This window comes from Cyanobacterium sp. (assembly GCF_054166785.1).
The window spans coordinates 1-20847 of the sequence record NZ_JBSZCP010000046.1 but is presented as its reverse complement, the minus strand read 5'-3'; the positions used below and the strand labels follow the sequence as shown (position 1 = coordinate 20847).

Here is a 20847-nt window from a genome sequence, read left to right as displayed (position 1 = left end):
CTCTTACTATGTTTCCAGTACAGGGGGAGCTACTATCGAAAAGCTCAAACAGTACATAAAGAATCAGGAAGGAGGGAAATAAAATTGGGTGTTGCTATCCTTCCCCAATCCGCTATGCTGAGATTGGAGACTGTCGCAACGGACGTTCAACCCTTATTGAGCAAAAACCAGAGAAAAATAACCCATCGAATACCCAGTATCTAGCCATGGAAAAATCGCCTATACTTAATACATGGCAAGTAACGAAAATATTCTAACCATGTATCAAGAAGAATCCTTAGTAAGGAGAAAACCAAAAGCCCCTCCAGAAAGACGAGCATACGCTTTTTTAGTGGATTTTGTCTTGGTATGGCTAATTTCTTCCTTAGTGAGTGATGTTTTTGCAGAATTTTTGGTTTTTATACTACTTTGGTTAGTTTTAAGGGTGATTGTGGTGGATAAAAATCAAGGTCAAAGTTTGGGTAAATGGGCTTTTGATTTAAAAATAATAGATGTAAAATTGAGTCGTCGTCCATCTCTTCTTAACCTCACAAAAAGGGAACTAATTTTAAGCATAGTGTCATTTTTAGCAATGATAGGGTTAAAAATTAATTTTCAAAATTTTATCTCCCTGCTATTGTTTTTAGCCCCCATAATTATCGATGGTTTTACCGCCCTTACCGATGAAGACTACAATCAAGCATTTCACGATCGCATTGCCAACACTATCATAATACAAACAAAAAGAGGATATTCCCTCGATTTACGCATCAAAAAATGGACAAAAGAAGCTCAAAAAGCATGGCAGAAAAATAAGAAAAAGGTCAGATAAAACGATACAATCAGAAAGTTGACATCGTACCATTATCACTTGCATGGGAAAAGTAGAGATTATCGGTTTAGGCAAATCAGGTATCGGCGCTGCAAAGTTACTCAAAAAAGTAGGCAAGGAAGTAACCATCTATGATGCCCGTGAATCGGATAGTTTTCGTCAAATAAAACAAAATTTAGCCCAAGAAAATATCACTGTGGAGTTAGGGCAAAATCTCCCCCTAAATTCTGATAATCTTCCCGAATTAATTGTGGTTAGCCCGGGAGTCCCTTGGGATATTCCTATTTTGCAAGAAGCAAGGGCAAAAGGTATTCTTACCATGGGAGAGATGGAATTGGCATGGCGTTACCTCAACTCTTCTCCATGGATTGGCATTACTGGCACGAATGGTAAAACTACTACCACGGCATTAATTGAGGCGATGTTGAAGGCTGGTAATATCAATGTTTGTGCCTGTGGAAATATTGGTTATGCGGCTTCGGAGTTGGCATTAGAATCTTTGGATAATCCCCCTGAATGGGTAGTGGCAGAAATTAGTAGTTATCAAATTGAGTCTAGTGTGGAATTAGCTCCTAAAATAGGAGTATGGACTACTTTTACTCCTGATCATTTAGAACGTCATAAAACCCTGAATAACTATTGTTCCATTAAAGCTCAACTTTTGGAACGCTCCCAGAGCAAAATTTTTAATGGTGATGATGCCTATATACGCAATTTAGGTTTGGAAAGGGATTGGAAAAATGCTTATTGGACGAGTGTAAGGGGAAAAGATTTTTTACTGGGGGATGAGAGTCGGGGAGTTTTTCTTCAAGATAGCTGGATTGTGGCTTTTGGGGAATTGATTGCCCCCGTATCACTGTTTAAAATGGTGGGAAGTCATAATCAACAAAATCTATTATTGGCGGTGGCGGCGGCTAAATTAGCAGGGGTGAGCAAAAGTGCGATCGCCCATACCATCACTTCTTTTTCTGGGGTAGTCCATCGCCTAGAGTTAATCAAAACCATTGACGGAGTTGATTATATTAATGATAGTAAAGCAACTAATTATGATGCCGCCCAAGTGGGCTTAGAGTCTGTAGCATCTCCCGTTATTCTCATCGCTGGAGGAAAAGCCAAGGAAGGGGATGACAAGGCTTGGATTAATGTCATTAAGCAGAAGTGTAAAGCGGTATTACTAATAGGGGAAGCCTCGGATTTGTTTGCCTCTCGTTTAGAAGAGGAAGGGTATAACTATTTTTATAAAGTGGGTGATATGGGTAATGCCATTGTTAAAGCCCAAGAGTTAGCGAAGGAAACCTGCTCGAAAGTGGTGTTACTTTCCCCCGCCTGTGCTAGTTTTGATCAATATAACAGTTTTGAGGAACGAGGGGAAGACTTCCGCAATTTAGTTAATTCTCATTAATGCTGAAAAAGTAGGAAGTGGGCAGTGGTAAGTGGGAAGTGGATAGTGGATAGTGGGCAGGAAATTCCCATTACTCATTACTCATTACTCATTACTCATTACCCGTGTCTTTGCTGATGCCATTGCCATGCGTGGTGGATGATGGTTTCAATGTCGGGGTATTGGGGTTGCCAATTAAGGATTTGATGGGCTTTAGCACTACTTCCTACCAGTATAGGTGGATCTCCCACTCGACGATCGCCCTTTACCACTTTAAAATCTCGTTGAGTAACTTTTTTAGTAGCCTCAATAACTTCTTTGACGGAAAAACCACTACCATTCCCAAGGTTAAAGATGTTACTTTTGCCCCCCTGTAATAAATAATCTAACCCTAAAAGGTGGGCTTGGGCTAAGTCGGTAACATGGATATAATCCCTAATACAGGTACCATCGGGGGTATCATAATCATCCCCAAAAATGGTGATACTATCTCTTTTCCCTAGGGCTGTGTATAAAACCAGGGGAATAAGGTGGGTTTCTGGATGATGATCTTCCCCAATCATACCATCCGGATCTGCCCCGGCGGCGTTGAAATAACGAAAGGCTACATATTCCCAACCATAGGCTCGTTGAAAGTCTGCTAACATTTTTTCGATGACTAATTTGGTATAACCATAGGTATTGATAGGATTTTGGGGGTGGGTTTCGGGAATGGGAATCGTTTCAGGCATTCCATAACTGGCACAGGTGGAAGAAAATACCATCTTTCTCACCCCTGCTGATTCCATGGCTTCGAGGAGGTTGAGGGTGGATACTACGTTATTTTGATAATATTTGGCGGGGTTTTTCATGGATTCCTCTACATAGGCATAGGCGGCGAAATGGATTACCCCTTCGATGGCATATTCTTGGAATAGTTTATCTAGTAAGGGGCGATCGCCCAAATCCCCTATAATAAGATTAACGTCAAGTTTTTCTGCTATATCTTGATGACCATAGACTAGATTATCTAAAACAATTAACTCATATCCTTGATCTTTCAATAACTTTACCGTATGAGAACCAATATAACCAGCGCCCCCCGTTACCAAAATTGCCATAGATTTTTGACCGTTTATTAAACAACTTTTTTATTATAAAATGGCAAAAGTAAAACTAGATAACATTAGCCGAAAAATCAATCAAACTACCATCGTCGAAAATATTAGTTTTGAAATTCCTGATGGAGAATTATGGGTATTAGTAGGGCCCTCTGGGTGCGGAAAATCAACAATTCTCAGGAGTATATCGGGCTTAGAGGCTATCAGTGGAGGAAATTTATATTTTGATGATGTGTTGGTAAACCAAATACCAGCGAGGGAAAGAGATGTGGCGATGGTATTCCAAAACTATGCCCTATATCCCCATCTAACGGTGGCTCAAAATTTGGGTTTTGGTTTAAAAATGCGTAAAGTTAGCCCTTCCATCATCGAGGAAAAAGTTAATTTTGTTTCTCAAATTCTTAACATAAATCATCTTCTCGGGCGTAAACCCAAACAACTATCGGGGGGACAACAACAACGGGTGGCATTAGGTAGGGCAATTATTCGGCAACCCCAAGTCTTTTTACTCGATGAACCTTTATCTAATCTTGATGCTAAACTAAGGGAACAAACTCGCACGGAATTAAAAAAACTCCATCAGCAGGTGGGTATTACTACTATTTATGTTACCCATGATCAAGTGGAAGCTATGACTCTGGGCGATCGCATTGTAGTATTAGATCAAGGAATAATACAGCAAATAGGCACTCCAAAGGAAATTTACAATAGTCCAGCTAATCGTATGGTAGCTACTTTTCTGGGCAGTCCTCCCATGAATATTATTCCCGTTACCCATACCGAAGAAAAATTATTAATCGGTGAAACACAGTTTTTAAGTCTATCTCCTCATATCTTACAAAAGTTTCCTTTAAACTCAAAAAAAAGTTGGGATTTGGGTATTCGTCCTGAATTTATAACAATTAATACCCCAGAAAATTCTATTAATAATCTTAAAATTAAGATCGATATTATTGAGCCTTTAGGGAAAGAAATGTTAGTCAGAGGAACGATTTTGCACAGTAATATTCCCCTAAGTTTTCAACTACCTATTAATTATAATATTGATGTTAATGATGTTATTTTGGTTCAATTAGATGAAGACAAAATTCTATTTTTTGATACCATTACGGGGGAAAAAGTATCAACAATTTGATTGAGAAGGTAGAAAAGAAAAGATCAAACCTAAATTAATACCTTACTTTTCATTGAGCTTAATGCACCGTGGATTGTACATTAATATTAACGATTAGTTATTATTTTAAAATTTTATGTTAGCCAAAAGAATATTACCCTGTTTAGATGTCAACGCAGGAAGAGTGGTAAAAGGAGTTAATTTTGTGGACTTAAAGGATGCGGGAGATCCTGTGGAGTTAGCCAAGGTATATAATGATGCTGGGGCAGACGAGTTAGTTTTTTTAGATATTACCGCAACCCATGAGGGCAGAGACACCATCATTGATGTAGTTTATCGCACTGCCGAGCAAGTTTTTATCCCCTTAACCGTGGGAGGAGGCATCAAAACCCTTGATAATGTTAAAGATTTGTTGAGGGCAGGGGCAGACAAAATTAGTATCAATTCCACCGCCGTAAAAGATCCTGATTTTATTAATCGTGCCAGCGATCGCTTCGGTTGTCAATGTATTGTGGTAGCCATTGACGCAAGAAAGAGGGAAAATCCTGATAACCCGGGTTGGGATGTCTATGTGCGTGGGGGTAGAGAAAACACGGGTATCGATGCTCTTTGGTGGGCTTCTGAGGTGGCTAAAAGGGGGGCAGGGGAGTTACTTGTTACCAGTATGGACGCTGACGGCACCCAGGGGGGGTATGATTTGGAGTTGACAAGGGCGATCGCCCAGAGAGTAGAAATCCCCGTTATCGCTTCGGGAGGGGCAGGAAATTGCCACCATATTTACGAAGCATTCAGTGAAGGGAAAGCCGAAGCCGCCCTCCTTGCATCCCTATTACACTATGGGCAATTAACCGTAGGAGAAATAAAAGACTATCTCCGTGGTCAAAAAATTCCCGTCCGCAACCTCCATTAATCATAAAATCTTGGTAGATGGGAGTGATATAATAGATTTTAGTAGTGAAAATATTTGCTATTTATTTTTTTTGCATACTCATTAAATCACAGTAGAATCTATGGTCAGTTTGGAACAAGTCAAACAAATGATTCAGTCTCAATTACCTGATGCAGAGGTTGTCGTAAGGGATTTGACAGGGGGAGGAGACCATTTAGAGGCGATCGTTATTTCTCAAGAATTTGAAGGAAAAACCAGAGTTAAACAACATCAGCTAGTTTATGGTGCTTTAAATTCTCAATTACAATCTGAGGCAATCCACGCCCTCGCCCTCAAAACTTTCACCCCCGAAACATGGGCAACAGCTAGTAAATAAGTATTACTTGTTCTAAGTTTTTCAGTTTGAGAAAATAACACTACCTTTTGAATCAATTACTTTGACCAATTATTTAATAACACAACTATGACACCTGAACTAAAACAACGTATTGACGAAATTATCCAAAGTTCCCCCATTGTGGTTTTTATGAAGGGTAATAAATTAATGCCCCAATGTGGTTTTTCTAACAATGTGGTACAAATTTTAAATACTTTAGGTGTACCTTTTGAAACTTTTGATGTTTTGGCTGACTATGATATTCGTCAAGGAATTAAAGAATATTCTAACTGGCCCACCATTCCCCAAGTATATGTTAATGGTGAACTGGTAGGGGGAAGCGATATTTTAATTGAACTCTATCAAAGCGGTGAATTGCAACAAATGATTGAAGTTGCTTTGGCATCATAAACCCTTGACGATTGACAATTGAAAGTTATGGTTTCGGTGGGCATTGCCCACCCTACTATGGTTAACTAGCTTTGGCGAGATAAACGACTGCCCCAAGGCTAGAAGCCATTTCATCGGGGGAGATTTTACCATCATGGTTAATGTCCATCGCATCAAATACGGCATCTGCCCCTGCCCATTCTTCTCTACTGATAAAGCCATCTCCATCTAAATCATAGACATGAAATATATCTTCGATGGCATGGTTTAATGTATCATTACCCTCAATTCTCGCTAAACGGGCAGTGAGTAAACTTTCAAGGGTTTCGAGGGCTTTGGTAAATCCTTTAATACCTTCATCTAACTTATCATTGGCCATGATGTCCTTATCGTGCATTTCATCGAAGGTAGCTTTATCAACGGTAATTTTTTTGATTTCAAGGGAAGAAGCAACCTCTGGGCATAGTTTACGGGGTAATTCTCCCTCAGTATTTTTGAGATTTTGTAATAGTTGAGGAGAGATAGTCAGCAAGTCACATCCTGCTAATTCGGTAATTTCGCTAATGTTACGGAAACTAGCACCCATCACCTCGGTTTTATAACCAAATTTTTTATAGTAGTTATATATCTCTGTAACTGATTGTACCCCCGGATCATCTGCTCCTGTATATTCTTTCCCAGTATTTTTTTTGTACCAATCAAGAATCCTACCCACAAAAGGAGAAATGAGGGTTACTCCTGCCTCGGCGCAGGCTACCGCTTGATGGAAACCGAATAAGAGAGTTAAATTACAGTGGATGCCTTCCTTTTCAAGTATTTCTGCGGCTTTAATACCTTCCCAAGTGGACGCAATTTTAATTAACACTCGCTCTTTATCAATGCCTGCTTTTTCATAAAGGGAAATAAGATAACGAGCTTTGGCAATAGTACCCTCTGTGTCGTAGGATAGACGAGCATCAACTTCGGTGGAAACTCTACCCGGTACAATTTCTAAAATTTTGGTACCAAAGGATACGGCTAACCAGTCAATGGCGAGTTTAATTACTTTTTCGACGGGGGCTTTTTCCCCTAATTCTTCTCTGGCTTTTACTAGGGTATCATCGACAATACTTTGGTATTCTGCCATCTGGGCAGCGGTGGTAATCAGAGATGGGTTGGTGGTGGTATCTCTGGGGGTAAATTTTTCGATCGCCCCTATATCTCCTGTATCGGCTACTACGATGGTATATTGGCGTAATTGTTCTAATAAATTAGTCATTTTTTCCTCCTATGGGGTTTTTTTGACCAAATATTGCTACTCGTAAATTTATGTGAGTATATATTTCGGGTTTGTCTTTTTGATCTTAGCAACAAAAACAAAAGGGAGAACGATTGATAATTAAGGCTGAGTTACTTTTTCCCATCAGCGATGTGTAATTTAACCTCAAAAAATAAATTCTTCTCACCATTCTCTATTGCCCATTGCTTATTCCCTACCCTTACAAAAATTAAGTTTTGTAAAAAAAACTAAACCATGCAGTCCACTAGAGAGTTTACGCTGAAATGAGTGAGCAAAAACAAGAGTAAGTAAGTAATGGTTAGGAATGTACAGGAAAAAGAAACCCTTAAACTAGAGGGCATGGGCTGTGCAGCCTGTGCGGGAAAAATTGAAAGTTCTATCAATAAGGTTTTAGGGGTAGAGGAATGTATGGTTAATTTTGCTATTGCGGAAGCGACGGTGAAATATAACCCTCAACAAACCACCCTCAAAAATATTATTAAAGCGGTACAAAATGCTGGTTATCAGGCTTTTCCATTGCCCCCTGATGGCATAAATCCCGAACAAGAGGCGATCGCCCACAAACGTCATGAGAAGATATTATTAAATAGATTAATTATCGGTACAGTTATCAGTATTATTTTGATGATCTCATCATTACCGATGATGACAGGGCTAGACATACCTTTTATTCCCATGTGGTTTCAAAGCCCTTTATTACAGCTAGTTTTAGCCACCCCCGTTTTATTCCTGTGCGGACAATCCTTTTGGCAAGGTGCGATCGCATCTATCCGCCACGGTAGCGCCACCATGGACACCCTTGTATCCCTCGGCACAGGGGCAGCTTACTTCTATTCCCTATTCGTCACCTTCTTCCCCGAAGTCATCGAAAGAGAAGGCATCCATGCCATGGTATATTACGAAACCGCCGCCGTCATTATCACCCTCCTCCTCCTCGGAAAATTACTCGAACATCGAGCCAAAAGACAAACCTCCGAAGCCATTACCCAACTCTTGCAACTAGGGGCAAAAACCGCTCGGGTAATCAAAGACGGAAAAGAGCAAGATATTCCCATCGAAACAGTACAACTAGATGACATTATCTTAGTACGCCCCGGGGAAAAAATTCCCGTAGATGGCATCATCACCCAAGGAGAATCATCCATCGATGAAAGCATGGTGACAGGGGAATCCGAAGCCGTGCGCCGTCGGGAAGGGGAAGAAGTAATTGGTGCTACCATCAACAAAACAGGTAGTTTTCAATTCAAAGCCACAAGGGTAGGAAAAGACACCGTTTTAGCTCAAATTGTCGAACTGGTGAAACAAGCCCAAGGCAGTAAAGCCCCCATCCAAAAATTAGCCGATCAAATTACCTCATGGTTTGTCCCTGTAGTGATTATAATTGCCATAATTACCTTCCTTGCTTGGTGGTTAATGGGCGGTAACTTTACCTTTGCCCTCATTGCCTCCGTTACCGTATTAATTATCGCTTGTCCTTGCGCCCTCGGTTTAGCCACCCCCACATCAATCATGGTAGGTACGGGATTAGGAGCAAAACAGGGTATCTTAATCAAAGATGCAGGGAGTTTAGAGTTAGCCCACCGCATCAAAACCATCGTCCTCGACAAAACAGGTACTTTAACCCAAGGAAAACCCGTCGTTACCAACTTTATCACCCTTAAAGGTAGTGCCTTTGAACAAAGTATTTTACAGCAGGTGGCAACCCTCGAAAAAAATTCCGAACACCCCCTAGCAGAAGCTATTGTGACTTATGCTCAAAAACAAGAAATTTCCCTTGATGAGAAGGTCATAAACTTTGAAGCCATCTCAGGGTGTGGGGTACAAGGTTTTATTGATGGTCATTTTATCCAAGTGGGTACTCAAAAATGGTTTGAGGAGTTGGGTATTGATACGCTTAAGTTAGAAAATATTGCCCCAGAGGAGGTATTTACGAAGACTAACGCATGGATAGCCATTGATCAAGAAATTGAGGGCTTAATGGCACTCTCTGATGCCCTTAAGGAAACGTCCAAGGAAGCGGTGCAACAACTGCAAAAACAAGGTTTAGAGGTGATCATGTTAACGGGGGATAATCAACGCACCGCCGAAAAAATTGCCTCCGAAGTGGGTATTCGTCGTTTCTTTGCCCATGTACGCCCCGAGGATAAAACTGACAAAATTCGTGAAATACAGCAAAAAACAGGTCATCTAGTAGCGATGGTGGGGGATGGTATTAATGATGCCCCTGCCCTAGCTCAAGCGGATGTAGGTTTTGCCATTGGTACAGGGACAGACGTGGCGATCGCCTCTAGCGATATTACCTTAATTTCAGGGGATTTAAAAACCATCGTCAGCGCCATAAAACTAAGCAAAGCAACCATGGCAAACATTAAACAAAACCTTTTCTTTGCCTACATATACAACGTCATTGGAATTCCCGTAGCAGCGGGGGTGTTTTATCCCTTCTTCGGACTACTATTAAACCCCATTATTGCAGGGGCCGCCATGGCATTTAGTTCCGTTTCCGTAGTTACCAATGCCTTGAGACTCCGTAAAACCAAACTTTAGGACAATAAAAAAACAAGGGGTTTAAACCCCTTGCCACTCCACAAACTAAAAAACAATCTTGCCAACAACCTACGAAAACAAACAATATCCATCATTTATAGTCTTCTTCTTCCCCTTTCAAGGGTAGATACCGAAGGCAAAAAGGTAGGGATTTAGGGGGCAAAACAACAAAATTACGAATTCGACACCGAAAATTAAGAAAACCCCTTAATTATCCATTCTTCATTATCAATTATCAATTACCTAGTGTTTTCCGTGAAAACGAATACCAAGGAAAAGATCATAAAGAAAACTACCAAAATTTTTACCATTCATTAAATCTAAAGATTGATCACAACCTTTAGCATCTAAAATGGGTTTTGCCGCATAATAGGCAGATTGATATTTATACCAAGGAATAGAAGGCCAGAGATGATGAATTAAATGATAATTCTGTCCTAAAATTAAAACATTTAACACTTTACCCGGATAAACCCTTGCATTTTTCCATCGATTGGTTTCCTTAAAAGGACGATGGGGTAAATAATCAAAAAATAGTCCTAATGCAATGCCCACCACCAAAGCTGGTACAAACCAAAAATTCATCACATAGCCAATAAAACCATAGTGAATTCCCAAAAAAACAATGGTGAATAGGAATAGACGACTTAAAAACCATTCCAAAAGCTCATACTTACGCCACAACTTGCGTTTAAAGAAAAATATTTCATGGTAAAAAAACCTAGCGGCAATCATCCATAACGGACCTCCCGTAGAGACAAAATGATCAGGATCATTCTCAGGATCGTTAACATGGGCATGATGTTGTAAGTGTACCCTTGTAAATACGGGGAATGCAAAACCCAACATTAAAGCACTGCCATGACCTAAAATAGCATTTATAATACGATTGCGGTGTCCACTGTTGTGGGAAGCGTCATGGATTACAGTACCGGAGATATGCAAGGCTAAAACATTGGCACAAAAACAAGCCCAGCCCGGAAAACCCCATAAAAAATAACCACAAGTTGATGTAGTGATTAGTAAAATTGCACAGATAAACATAATGACATTAGGGTTAAAGCCATCGGGTGCTTTTAAAAACTCTTTTGGTATTGTTGTTTTCAATACAGATGCGGACGACTGCATTGCTGATGTTTTCTCCTTCCTTTTATAATTTATTTCCTTGTGGTAGTTTACAATATTTTTGACTACTCCGTAAAGTTTTGTAAATTAATTTCAGGCACAAATCGCCCTTACTGATAGTAATAATCCTTTGCTTGATAGCTAACTTTTTTTTGTTTTTAATTTTGTCAATACTTTCATCACAAAAAATAGAGTATCAGATGCACTAAAGCATTTATTTTAGGCAGACACATTATACTACTTAGGACGTTAATTATTTTTCAGTTATGATCGCTATTTTCTTCAGAACTGCTAAGCCGAAAAAGCTATTTTATGCTATTTGTGATAGACCATTTAAAAAAAATTTATGGTTAATTTTGTTTTCTATAGGAGGTAACATTACCGCTAGCATTACTCATGGTCATTTCATCTCCTTCGATGGATATTTTGAGAACTAATGGTCCAGCAAAAGCACCTATGGCACCCCCGACATTAATTTTTACAGTTTCTCGATCTAAAAATTCATAATCTCCACTGTAGCTGATACCGTAACTTGCGCCTGAGATAGTACCGTCTGCAAAAAATTCCATGTGGCTGTTAGAAGCCCCTACCTCTGTCCAACGTCCTCTTATGGCTCTTTCAGGGCTTATCAAAGCACAGGATGACACCATGGATACAACCACTACGGCGGAGGGGAATAGATATTTATTGATCATCAGATTTTCACTCTTTTTTCAAATTTTATCAAATTTGTTGCATAGAGAGTATTTCTTTGACTGTGGGGACGATGGATAGAGGAGATGGCTTGTTGAATGGTTTTAACCTCTAAACAGGTACCTCCTTTTGCCCCTGCCATGGTGGTAATATGTTCTTCCATGAGGGTACCGCCAATGTCGTTGCAGCCCCATTGTAAGGCTTGTAATGCGCCTTCTAGTCCTAGTTTTACCCAGCTGGGTTGATGGTTGGAAATGATGTCTCCCAATACTATACGGGAGACGGCGGTTAATACTAGGGTAGCTTTTAAATCGGGTTGATTTCTGCCTACTCTGTGGCGTAGGGGTTTGGGGGCTTCTTCTCCCACGAAGGGCAGTAGGATAAATTCGGTTATTTTGGCTGGATAATCGTTTATGATAGCGGTTTCCTGGAGCGATCGCACTTTAAATAAATGCTTTAATTGTTGCTCTGGGGTTTCGATGTGTCCGCATAGCATGGTGCTAGTGGTGGGTACCCCGAGACGATGGGCGGTGGAAATAATTTCCATCCATACGGAACTATTTATTTTTTCAGGACAAATAATTTTTCTTACCCTATCATCTAAAATTTCTGCGGCAGTACCAGGCATGGAGCCTAAACCATGATCTCGAAAAGCGATGATTACATCCCTAAAGCTCAGGTTATCTTGACGGGCAACAAATTCAATTTCTTGGGGTGAAAATCCGTGTAAATGTAATTGAGGAAAATTATTTTTAATATTTTTAATTAGCTGTAAATAATACTTTAAACTACTTCCTTGAATTTGAGCGTAAGGATTTAACCCCCCCTGCATACATATCTCTGTGGCATCTAAATCTATAGCCTGTTGACATTTGCTTAAAATAGTTTCAATATCTAACCAAAAAGATCCTTCCTCATTTTCATCCCTTCTAAAGGCACAAAAACTACAATGTTGCTCACAAATATTTGTAAAATTTATATTTCTATTTATTACATAAGTAACCGTATCTCCGACTTGTTTTTTTCTTAAATAATCTGCTTTTTTTTGTAAGTTATCAAGGTTAATATTTTGATAATTTTTTAAAATGTTTAAAAGTTCTTTTTTTTCATATCCAGAATTATTATCATTCAGCATCACTTTAATATAGTAATTCCATATTTTTTTATAACTAGACCTAGGTTTTAACAAGGGGTTTAAACCCCTTGCCTCGTACCTCAACACCTTGCTTTATAACCCAAACCTTTGACCTTTTATCAACCCTAGATAGTTAATAAACCAGAAGGATTAACCGATAATAAATCTCTGCGTTTCAAACCCTCTTGATGGAGAATACCATTAGCCGATAACAAACCACTACTAATAGCCCTTTCCATTAAACCGCAAGGAAAAGGCATTTTTACCCAATCCCCTGCAAACATAAGGTTTTTAAGTTGGGTTTCCGTAACAGGGCGTTGCTCAAAACTATTGGGGGGATACCCTGAGAAGTTTTTCTGGTTTACCAGTTGTTTATGGAGTATTTTGGCATCTTCTAGGGCTGGAACAATTTCTCTTAATTCTTTCTCAAAGGTTTCCAAGATTAACTCTTGGGTTGGAAATTCTTTTTCTTTGTAACAATAGGAATGCAACTCCACTACACTTCCCCCTGTTTTCTGCGCCCAAGCGATATATTCATTTTGGATGCGGTGATATAAACAAATGCTGTCGGTGAGGGAGTATCCTGATAATGAGGCGAAATTACTATGTTCCCAATCAAAGTCTTTATCTAGCCAAAACCTAGCCACAGCAAAGGGATCAGACAATGGCAGTTGTTCAACTTGGGCTTGGGTAGTGCCACAGGTATCCCCATCTACTTCCATCAGGTTGAATAGGTGTTTTACCCCCGGCACATCGGCAGCGATGACAAAATAATCAGCTTCTAACACTTCAGGTTTGAGGTTATCGTCACCGTTATTGGCGATGAGTTGAATTTGGTCATCTTTTTGTGCAATGACGGTATAGGTGTTTAAACTACGTTTAGCAGGGCCTTGTAGTAATGTTCCATCATTTTCGTAGAGGGCGGAATGGCAAGGACATAAAAATTTACCATCTTCTTGTTTATTAACGGTACATCCTTGATGGGTACAGCTGAGGGAAATTGCTTGTTTTGTATCCTTGGTAACGGCAAAGAGGCGATCACCCGCACCATAATAATTATATTGCTCATCTTCCAATAAAGGATTGGCACTGACCCAAAAAGGAACACTACTTTCCCCTTGCCCTTGATAATATTCGAGGGAAGTAATTTTATCCCCATCACACTTTATCTTACTAACATTCGCCTCCGTTACCACGGTACCACCATTATCAATGATAGTCTGCGCGATAGGATTAACCAAACTCGTACCCATATCATCCACAGTGCCATTAAACGCTAACCCTTCGGGATTACCAAAAAAGTAAAAATGGAAAAACTGCATTAGTTCGCCCGTACTAAGCATATCAGGGGCATTGAGAGAAGACTTCGCAAAAGGTAAAAAATATAAATCAAATAACCCTTGGGGAATGCCCTTCGCCGCCCAATCTTTGACGGAAATATTATCTAACTCATTGTAAGTATTAGGAATTTTAAACCCCGCAATCGTCCTAAAAACCCGCCAATGTTCAGGATTTGCCAAGTTAATTCCCCAATGGAGAGCGTTATCACTGGAAATGGCTAAATCAACAATATTCCAAGGAAAAGCCGAATGACTGGGGCGAAAATTCTCAGGCTTATATTGATTATCCTTAAACACCACGGAATAAAAGTCAAGGGATTTAAAATTGTCAGTAATATTTATCTCACTAACAATGCTTTTAAGATTATAGTATTGGGGAAAAAAGCCATGGAAACCATGTTCCATCCTAAACTTTTCATCCCCTACCTGAATATCCCAACTAGCAATCTTCCCGCCTAATTGGGGCGATTTTTCTAGCAACGTAACGATAAAACCCCTTTGGCTTAATTCATAGGCAGAAGCCAACCCCGCTAAACCTCCACCAATGACAACTACTTTCTTTTTTTTGGTTAAATATCGAGGTAAATCTAGGGTATCTCCTTTATGGATGGTTGGCTGTGGTTTTGCTACCCTAGAATAACCGACAAGTCCGAGAATACTACTGAAGGCAAAAAATTTTAATAAACTGCGACGGGAAAAACGACTATTCATGAAAAAAATGAAAATAATGACTAAAAAACTTAATATTACTTTACCAAATTATTAAATTCAAATGATAAAAATTAATGAGAATTTCTCAAAAAACTTTGATAATTTGCTATTAACGCTATTGAGTTTGTAAATAGGTTAAAAATTCGATTAATTCTTCGTCTGATAATAGATGACGGGATTTTTTCCCATAGGTTTCAAGTAAATATTTTTTACCTTCTTCCTGAGTCCAACCTAATCTTTTTAATTCTATGGTAGTTTGATCTATTACTTGGCTAAAATCAACGGCATCACTCAAATCAAAATTGTTATTTGAGGGGGAGATAATTGGTTCTGGTTTTTCTTCTTCTGGTTGATAGGATAAAGGTAATTCTGGAGTGTCAGAGACGGTTTTTTCAGACTCTACTTCTTGATTAGTTGAAATAATGGTTTCGGTAATGGGATTAGTTTCAGGAATGATAGTCTCTTGGAGAGGAATGGGGTTAGTAGTTTCAGGAATGATAGTCTCTTGGGGCGCAATAGGATTTAATTCTGGCTCTGGAAATGGTGTTGGTTTTTCTTTTTTTTGAGGTGGGATGGTAGAAGAGGATTTTTTTTCTTCAGCTATGGCTGGAGTCGTAGTTGCTTTGGGAGATGGGGAAGAATTGGAGGTATTTTTTTTGGGAATGGTAATATTTTGAGAAAGGGAAGGAATAGTTGCTTTGTTTATGAGTGTCAAAACTCTTTCACGGGCTTTATCTTCAGCTTCTTCTACCGTATGGGCGCTAGCTAGGGCGCTACCGAGGATTTTGTTTTCTTGTGTTGCTTTTACCTTTACTATATATTGACCGTGATCGATGGTAATTAGTTTACTGGTTAAGACAATATTACTATTCATAGATGATTTTGGTTAAAGAAAAAGGGAAATCAAACACCACTAATATAGTCGTTTCGGTGCGATTTTCCCTCTATCTTATTATTTATTCTTGATTAATTCTTGCTAATTCATTAAATAATTAGTAAAAATGTTCTGAGAATTAAGTCTTAGGCGTTAGCTAGATTTTGAGCGACAAAATCCCAGTTTACCAATTTACCTAAGAAATCATCAATGTAAGCAGGACGCTTGTTTTGATAATCTAGGTAGTAAGCGTGTTCCCATACATCCATGGTGAGGAGGGGAGTTTGCCCTGCGGTGATGGGGTTGTCTGCGTTGCCAGTTTTGGTTACTTTTAAAGTACCGTTGTCTAATACTAACCAAGCCCAACCACTACCAAATTGAGTTGCCCCTGCTGCTTTGAATGCTTCTACAAATTTGTCGAAACTACCGAAGTCAGCATCGATTTTAGCGGCTAATTCTCCAGTGGGGGTGCCACCACCATTGGGCTTCATACACTGCCAGTAGAAGCTATGATTCCACGCTTGGGCGGCATTGTTAAATACACCTGCTTTACTAGCGTCCCCTGCAATGCTTTTGATTACTTCTTCGATAGGTTTTAATTCTAATTCGGTGCCTTTGACGGCATCGTTGTACTTACTGACATAAGCGGCGTGATGCTTGTCGTGGTGAAATTCTAGGGTGCTTTTAGAGATACAAGGTTCTAAGGCACTGTAGTCGTAAGGAAGAGGTGCTAATTCGTAAGCCATATTATTTTTTATTGCCGTAGTTTACTTCTATAATAAATCTTAACAAACTTTTATTGTTTTTAAGAATCATTCTTAAGTTTGTCATTTCCAAATTATCATCTAAGGGCGATCGTTGTCAAGGGAGGGGGAGCGTAACTGCCTGTTTTCATAAGCAACGCTAAATTGGCTAATTGAAAAAGGCTAGATTAAGGGTATCTCGGAGAATCAGAAATATTCCTAAGCCGAGTAATAATACTAAACCTGTTTGCATGATGCCTTCTTGGAGTTTGTTGGGCAGGGGTTTGCCTGAAATGCCCTCGAAAAGTAAAAATGCTAGTTGTCCACCGTCTAGGGCAGGGAGGGGTAAAATATTGATGACGGCAAGGTTAATACTGATTAGCGCACCGAATTGGAATAAATTGCCTATGTCACTTTTGGCTAGCTGGGCGCCTACGGCAACGATGGCAACGGGGCCGGCTACTTGATTGGCATTTTCTTGAAAGTTGGTGATTAATTGCCCAAATCCTTGGATGGTTAGTTTGGTGTAACGTTCAAATTGTTGAGCGCCAAAGGTAAAGGCTTCGATGATATTATCTGGTTTACGGCGGGTAAATTCTCCGTTGGGGGATAGCATTACTCCTATTTTTCCTTTGCCGTTGTCTCCTGCTTCGGGGATGATGGGAATATTAAAGGTTTGGTTTTCCCTTTGAATGGTAAATTCTAAACTTTGATTGGGAGATTCTTGGATTCTGTTGCGTAAAATGTCGATCGCCTCTTGGGAGGTAGGCAGGGTAAGGTTTTCAATTTTTAAGATGACATCTCCACTTTGCAATCCTGCTTTTTGGGCGGGGGATTCTACTTCGCTGAGGATTTCGGGAATTAGTACCCCGGGTTGAAAGTTAATGTCTTGGACTCCGACGGTGAGGGATTGACCTACGAGGAGAAAGTATGCAAAAATGAGATTAGCGATTACCCCAGCACTAATGACGATCGCACGGTCTAACACAGGACGATTACGGAGTAAATCGGGATCATCTAAGGGTACATTACTTTCGGGATCATCATCGGGAAAACCAACGTAACCACCGAGGGGAAATGCTCTGATGGCATATTCGGTTTCTTTACCATCATACTTGGCTAACACTGGACCAAAACCAATGGAAAATTTACTTACTCGGATTCCTTGTAATCTCGCTGCTCCAAAGTGTCCTAGTTCGTGGACTACGATTAAAAGTGCTAAAACTGCGATCGCCGCTAGTACTGACATATTAATTATATGATTATCTATATGGACATTCTTTTCTAGTTTAGCTGTTCAGTTGCTTTTTTGCTTTTTGCCAAAGGGTTTCTAGCTCATCAATACTGTATTCTGACAAGGATTTATCGGCATACTTTTCCATAAGCTGTAACCGTTGGATAAACCTTTTATTTGTTCCCTGCAACGCCCTAGAAACGTCTAATTTGTGCCACCGAGCTATGTTGACAATGGTAAATAGTAAATCCCCCAACTCCTCTTGGGCGTGAGTCATATCCTGCTCTTCAATGGCTTCTTTAAACTCCCCTAATTCTTCCTCAAATTTATCCCACACCCCCTGCACATTTTCCCATTCAAACCCAGCTTTAGCGGCTTTTTTTGATATTTTTTCGCTGGCCATGAGGGGGGGAAGGCTACGGTGATAATCGGTCAATTTTTGGCTTAATAGGGCTGATTCTGGTTTTTCCTGTGCTTTAATTTTTTCCCAATTTTGATGAACTTCTTCGGTACTATCAACCTTTACATCGCCGAATACGTGGGGATGGCGACGGATTAGTTTTTCGGTAATATTTTGAGCTACTTTTTCCAAGTCAAAATTACCCTCATCCTGAGCCACTTGGGCTTGTAAAACTACCTGTAATAACAAGTCTCCCAATTCATCAGCAATGGCTTCTTGATTCCCCGATTCTAGGGCATCTACGGCCTCGTAGGCTTCTTCTATGATGTAGGGTATTAAAGATTTTTGGGTTTGGGCTAAATCCCACGGACAACCCCCCTGGGGCGATCGCAATTTAGCTACCACTTGAATTAATTTATCAAGGGCAATCAAAATTTTTTGATTAGTCTGAAAGGAGTTCATAATTTGTTGATTAGCGGTAAAAAATTATTAACATTTATGGGGTTGATACCCTTGTTACCTGAAGTTTCGATTATATTAGTAGTTGGGTCATTGCAAATCAGCATCCATGGATTTATTAGAATATCAAGCAAAAAAATTATTTCAACAGGTAGGTATCCCCGTGTTACCTTCCCAACCGTTATCCAGTGCCAGTGAATTAAAAAGTCTCCAAATTCCCTATCCTGTGGTGTTAAAGTCTCAGGTGATGGCTAGTGGTAGAGCCAAACTAGGGGGAGTTAAGTTTGTTAATAATACCATAGATGCGATCGCCGCTTGTCAGTCTATTTTCAGTCTTGCCATCGAAAAAGAATATCCCAAGGTAATTTTGGCGGAGAGTAAATATAACACCCAAAAGGAAATATTTCTTGCCATCATGCTCGACTACAAACTCAAAAAACCCGTCATTTTTGGCTCTGCCCAAGGGGGAATAAACATTGAGGAATTATTAACCAGCCTTGTATCCTGCCCCGTAGAAGATGATTATTCTCCTTTCTATGGTCGCCGTCTAGCAAAAAAAATGGGCTTAAAGGGTAAAACTATCAACGCTGTCAGCGATATTATCAACAAGATGTATCAGCTATTTAGCGAGCAAGATTTGGATATGATTGAGATAAATCCCCTCGGCATCAATCATGATGGGGCGGTAATGGCCCTTGATGGTAAAATTCGAGTTAATGATTATGGTTTACCTCGTCACCCAGAATTATTAGATTTAATTAAACCGATTCAAAATTCGGATACAAATGTGGATATTTCTTCTTCCATTCATAGGTCATTTTGTTCTCAGATTAATATTAATAATAGTGCCAATATAGCTCTTATTTCTGCAAGTATAGATAAGGCTATTTTCACCATGAATAATACAACAAATATTGTAAATAAAAATAATATTAATACTTGTTTTATTATCGAAAAAGATTACAATAAAATAACTTCAGAGCAAATTAATAAAATATTTTATAAAATAATTAAGCGAAACAATATCACAAAAGTATTAGTTGATTTACCCCTAGAACATCAATTTAACTATCGTCTCATACAAGTAATTTCAAAATATTACCCCTCCGATTTTTCCCACTGGTCAAACAAAAATGATGAAAGGGGCGATCGCCCCACAGGCACAAGATTTCAAACCTCAGAATCTCCCCAAAATAAATCCTTCCTTGCCCTAGGAAAAATAGATTGGATAGTCAAAACCAAAGGAGACAAACTAAATAATCAATTTCAGAATCTACCCATCACAATAATTAATATAATAGGAAACAAAATTTCTTAAAATAAAAATACTAAAATTAATAATATATTCCCATGCCCATTAGTTCATAGGCAATAGTTCATGACATTTATTATTTGTCCACAGTGCGGACACAGTAACCAACAAGATAGTAAATTTTGTACCTTTTGCGGTAATTCCGTAGAACTCACTTTACCTAATCCCATCGTTAACCCCGCCTTAGAAATGGGTGAAAAACGAGAAATTCAATACCCAGAAGACGAGAGCATCACAGAAATTAACACCAATGACAAATTTATCAGACAAGTAAAAAATACTTTATCCCCAGAATCTGATAATGAAGATGAGGATGATATACCTACCATTGCTAACTGGAATATTCCCACAGAATTAGACACCACCATTGATGACTCTAACTCTCGCACCATCATTGATGTGAGGGTTGGTAATTCGGTAAATAAAAAAAGCCTCGTTTTAATTAATCCTGATACGAATAAACGTTTTATATTTTCTGATGATAAAAAAATATTCTATTGTGGTAGATATAACGAGACTTTTAACCTAGACATAGACTTCTCTGGGCTTCCCCATAGCGATATTGTCTCCAGGGTTCATTTTATCATTCACATCGATTCAGGAACCTACTACCTAGAAGATGCCGGGAGTTCTAATGGTACTTTTTTAAATGATAAACAGGTTAAAAGTGGTCATATTCACCGTCAAAAAATCAAAATTGGTGATGAAATTAGGCTAGGAAAAACAAACCAACTAAAACTTATTTTTCAAGAGGTAGAAAATATAGTTTATACCCCTACGGAATAAAGCGGATTAGCGGTACTTAAACAGAAAAGTAAGGTAAACTAATAATAAAAGTAGACAGAGTGACAACATTAGGTCATTATGAAAGAAACAACGTCTTCGTCCATGCCACCATGTTTTAATCGTTGGTGTGAAAAATTCGACCCATTAT

The 20847-nt window shown here is 39.2% G+C and carries 19 protein-coding genes and 1 pseudogene; 10 read left to right on the top strand and 10 right to left on the bottom strand.

What is annotated here, in order from left to right; genetic code table 11:
* The 3 genes and pseudogenes from ACXITR_RS09720 to murD form a co-directional block, all read left to right on the top strand.
* Window positions 1-82 (top strand): annotated as a pseudogene (locus ACXITR_RS09720) (IS200/IS605 family transposase); the annotation flags it as partial.
* 150 nt (window positions 83-232) lie between these two features.
* On the top strand, window positions 233-811 hold the full coding sequence (locus ACXITR_RS09715; protein WP_457997031.1) for an RDD family protein: 579 nt from the start codon (window positions 233-235) through the stop codon (window positions 809-811).
* A 43-nt stretch (window positions 812-854) separates the two neighbouring features.
* Complete coding sequence (murD, locus tag ACXITR_RS09710) at window positions 855-2213, top strand: UDP-N-acetylmuramoyl-L-alanine--D-glutamate ligase (protein ID WP_457997030.1); 1359 nt, start codon at window positions 855-857, stop codon at window positions 2211-2213.
* A 98-nt stretch (window positions 2214-2311) separates the two neighbouring features.
* On the opposite strand, the gene galE is transcribed toward murD, so the two are convergent.
* Window positions 2312-3292 carry a UDP-glucose 4-epimerase GalE gene (gene galE, locus ACXITR_RS09705; protein WP_457997029.1) on the bottom strand — a complete coding sequence of 327 codons (981 nt, stop codon included), beginning with the start codon at window positions 3290-3292 and terminating at the stop codon, window positions 2312-2314.
* Window positions 3293-3332: 40 nt separating this feature from the next.
* Between galE and ACXITR_RS09700 the strand changes: the two genes are divergently transcribed.
* The 4 genes from ACXITR_RS09700 to grxD all read left to right on the top strand — a co-directional run bounded on the left by ACXITR_RS09700 (window position 3333) and on the right by grxD (window position 6082).
* The gene (locus ACXITR_RS09700; RefSeq protein ID WP_457997028.1) at window positions 3333-4427 is read left to right on the top strand and encodes an ABC transporter ATP-binding protein; all 1095 of its coding nucleotides are present in this window, start codon (window positions 3333-3335) and stop codon (window positions 4425-4427) included.
* Window positions 4428-4542: 115 nt separating this feature from the next.
* A complete protein-coding gene (gene hisF / locus ACXITR_RS09695) occupies window positions 4543-5316 on the top strand; it encodes an imidazole glycerol phosphate synthase subunit HisF (protein WP_457997027.1) in 774 nt (257 codons plus the stop codon).
* A 100-nt stretch (window positions 5317-5416) separates the two neighbouring features.
* The gene (locus tag ACXITR_RS09690; RefSeq protein WP_446683706.1) at window positions 5417-5671 is read left to right on the top strand and encodes a BolA family protein; all 255 of its coding nucleotides are present in this window, start codon (window positions 5417-5419) and stop codon (window positions 5669-5671) included.
* A gap of 87 nt (window positions 5672-5758) precedes the next feature.
* Entirely contained in the window at window positions 5759-6082 is a 324-nt protein-coding gene (grxD, locus tag ACXITR_RS09685; protein WP_446683707.1) for a Grx4 family monothiol glutaredoxin, read from the top strand.
* A gap of 61 nt (window positions 6083-6143) precedes the next feature.
* On the opposite strand, the gene ACXITR_RS09680 is transcribed toward grxD, so the two are convergent.
* Entirely contained in the window at window positions 6144-7319 is a 1176-nt protein-coding gene (locus ACXITR_RS09680) for a transaldolase (RefSeq protein WP_457997026.1), read from the bottom strand.
* A gap of 315 nt (window positions 7320-7634) precedes the next feature.
* On the opposite strand from ACXITR_RS09680, the gene ACXITR_RS09675 reads away from it, so the two are divergent.
* Window positions 7635-9887: a heavy metal translocating P-type ATPase gene (locus ACXITR_RS09675; protein ID WP_457997025.1), complete on the top strand. Its 2253-nt coding sequence runs from the start codon at window positions 7635-7637 to the stop codon at window positions 9885-9887.
* Window positions 9888-10130: 243 nt separating this feature from the next.
* On the opposite strand, the gene crtR is transcribed toward ACXITR_RS09675, so the two are convergent.
* The 8 genes from crtR to mazG all read right to left on the bottom strand — a co-directional run bounded on the left by crtR (window position 10131) and on the right by mazG (window position 18604).
* Window positions 10131-11015: a beta-carotene hydroxylase gene (crtR, locus tag ACXITR_RS09670; RefSeq protein WP_457997024.1), complete on the bottom strand. Its 885-nt coding sequence runs from the start codon at window positions 11013-11015 to the stop codon at window positions 10131-10133.
* Window positions 11016-11362: 347 nt separating this feature from the next.
* Window positions 11363-11707: a hypothetical protein gene (locus tag ACXITR_RS09665; RefSeq protein WP_457997023.1), complete on the bottom strand. Its 345-nt coding sequence runs from the start codon at window positions 11705-11707 to the stop codon at window positions 11363-11365.
* Window positions 11707-12840, bottom strand: coding sequence for a 7,8-didemethyl-8-hydroxy-5-deazariboflavin synthase subunit CofH (gene cofH, locus ACXITR_RS09660; protein WP_457997022.1), 1134 nt, complete (start codon window positions 12838-12840; stop codon window positions 11707-11709). The genes ACXITR_RS09665 and cofH overlap by 1 nt, the downstream gene beginning before the upstream one ends.
* A 125-nt stretch (window positions 12841-12965) precedes the next feature.
* Window positions 12966-14891, bottom strand: coding sequence for an FAD-dependent oxidoreductase (locus ACXITR_RS09655; protein WP_457997021.1), 1926 nt, complete (start codon window positions 14889-14891; stop codon window positions 12966-12968).
* 115 nt (window positions 14892-15006) lie between these two features.
* On the bottom strand, window positions 15007-15765 hold the full coding sequence (locus ACXITR_RS09650) for a hypothetical protein (protein ID WP_457997020.1): 759 nt from the start codon (window positions 15763-15765) through the stop codon (window positions 15007-15009).
* 146 nt (window positions 15766-15911) lie between these two features.
* Window positions 15912-16511: a superoxide dismutase gene (locus ACXITR_RS09645; protein ID WP_457997019.1), complete on the bottom strand. Its 600-nt coding sequence runs from the start codon at window positions 16509-16511 to the stop codon at window positions 15912-15914.
* A 166-nt stretch (window positions 16512-16677) separates the two neighbouring features.
* A complete protein-coding gene (gene rseP, locus ACXITR_RS09640) occupies window positions 16678-17757 on the bottom strand; it encodes an RIP metalloprotease RseP (RefSeq protein ID WP_457997018.1) in 1080 nt (359 codons plus the stop codon).
* 40 nt (window positions 17758-17797) lie between these two features.
* Window positions 17798-18604: a nucleoside triphosphate pyrophosphohydrolase gene (mazG, locus tag ACXITR_RS09635; protein ID WP_457997017.1), complete on the bottom strand. Its 807-nt coding sequence runs from the start codon at window positions 18602-18604 to the stop codon at window positions 17798-17800.
* A gap of 106 nt (window positions 18605-18710) precedes the next feature.
* Between mazG and ACXITR_RS09630 the strand changes: the two genes are divergently transcribed.
* Together ACXITR_RS09630 and ACXITR_RS09625 are read left to right on the top strand one after the other, a co-directional pair.
* A complete protein-coding gene (locus ACXITR_RS09630; RefSeq protein ID WP_457997016.1) occupies window positions 18711-19919 on the top strand; it encodes an ATP-grasp domain-containing protein in 1209 nt (402 codons plus the stop codon).
* 60 nt (window positions 19920-19979) lie between these two features.
* Window positions 19980-20699, top strand: a complete 720-nt coding sequence (locus ACXITR_RS09625; protein WP_457997015.1) for an FHA domain-containing protein — start codon at window positions 19980-19982, stop codon at window positions 20697-20699.
* Window positions 20700-20847 lie beyond the last annotated feature (148 nt).

Coding starts and splice junctions, on each gene's coding strand:
- ACXITR_RS09715 (WP_457997031.1), top strand. CDS start 233: ATGGCAAGTAACGAAAATATTCTAACCATGTATCAAGAAGAATCCTTA.
- murD (WP_457997030.1), top strand. CDS start 855: ATGGGAAAAGTAGAGATTATCGGTTTAGGCAAATCAGGTATCGGCGCT.
- galE (WP_457997029.1), bottom strand. CDS start 3,292: ATGGCAATTTTGGTAACGGGGGGCGCTGGTTATATTGGTTCTCATACG.
- ACXITR_RS09700 (WP_457997028.1), top strand. CDS start 3,333: ATGGCAAAAGTAAAACTAGATAACATTAGCCGAAAAATCAATCAAACT.
- hisF (WP_457997027.1), top strand. CDS start 4,543: ATGTTAGCCAAAAGAATATTACCCTGTTTAGATGTCAACGCAGGAAGA.
- ACXITR_RS09690 (WP_446683706.1), top strand. CDS start 5,417: ATGGTCAGTTTGGAACAAGTCAAACAAATGATTCAGTCTCAATTACCT.
- grxD (WP_446683707.1), top strand. CDS start 5,759: ATGACACCTGAACTAAAACAACGTATTGACGAAATTATCCAAAGTTCC.
- ACXITR_RS09680 (WP_457997026.1), bottom strand. CDS start 7,319: ATGACTAATTTATTAGAACAATTACGCCAATATACCATCGTAGTAGCC.
- ACXITR_RS09675 (WP_457997025.1), top strand. CDS start 7,635: ATGGTTAGGAATGTACAGGAAAAAGAAACCCTTAAACTAGAGGGCATG.
- crtR (WP_457997024.1), bottom strand. CDS start 11,015: ATGCAGTCGTCCGCATCTGTATTGAAAACAACAATACCAAAAGAGTTT.
- ACXITR_RS09665 (WP_457997023.1), bottom strand. CDS start 11,707: ATGATCAATAAATATCTATTCCCCTCCGCCGTAGTGGTTGTATCCATG.
- cofH (WP_457997022.1), bottom strand. CDS start 12,840: ATGCTGAATGATAATAATTCTGGATATGAAAAAAAAGAACTTTTAAAC.
- ACXITR_RS09655 (WP_457997021.1), bottom strand. CDS start 14,891: ATGAATAGTCGTTTTTCCCGTCGCAGTTTATTAAAATTTTTTGCCTTC.
- ACXITR_RS09650 (WP_457997020.1), bottom strand. CDS start 15,765: ATGAATAGTAATATTGTCTTAACCAGTAAACTAATTACCATCGATCAC.
- ACXITR_RS09645 (WP_457997019.1), bottom strand. CDS start 16,511: ATGGCTTACGAATTAGCACCTCTTCCTTACGACTACAGTGCCTTAGAA.
- rseP (WP_457997018.1), bottom strand. CDS start 17,757: ATGTCAGTACTAGCGGCGATCGCAGTTTTAGCACTTTTAATCGTAGTC.
- mazG (WP_457997017.1), bottom strand. CDS start 18,604: ATGAACTCCTTTCAGACTAATCAAAAAATTTTGATTGCCCTTGATAAA.
- ACXITR_RS09630 (WP_457997016.1), top strand. CDS start 18,711: ATGGATTTATTAGAATATCAAGCAAAAAAATTATTTCAACAGGTAGGT.
- ACXITR_RS09625 (WP_457997015.1), top strand. CDS start 19,980: ATGACATTTATTATTTGTCCACAGTGCGGACACAGTAACCAACAAGAT.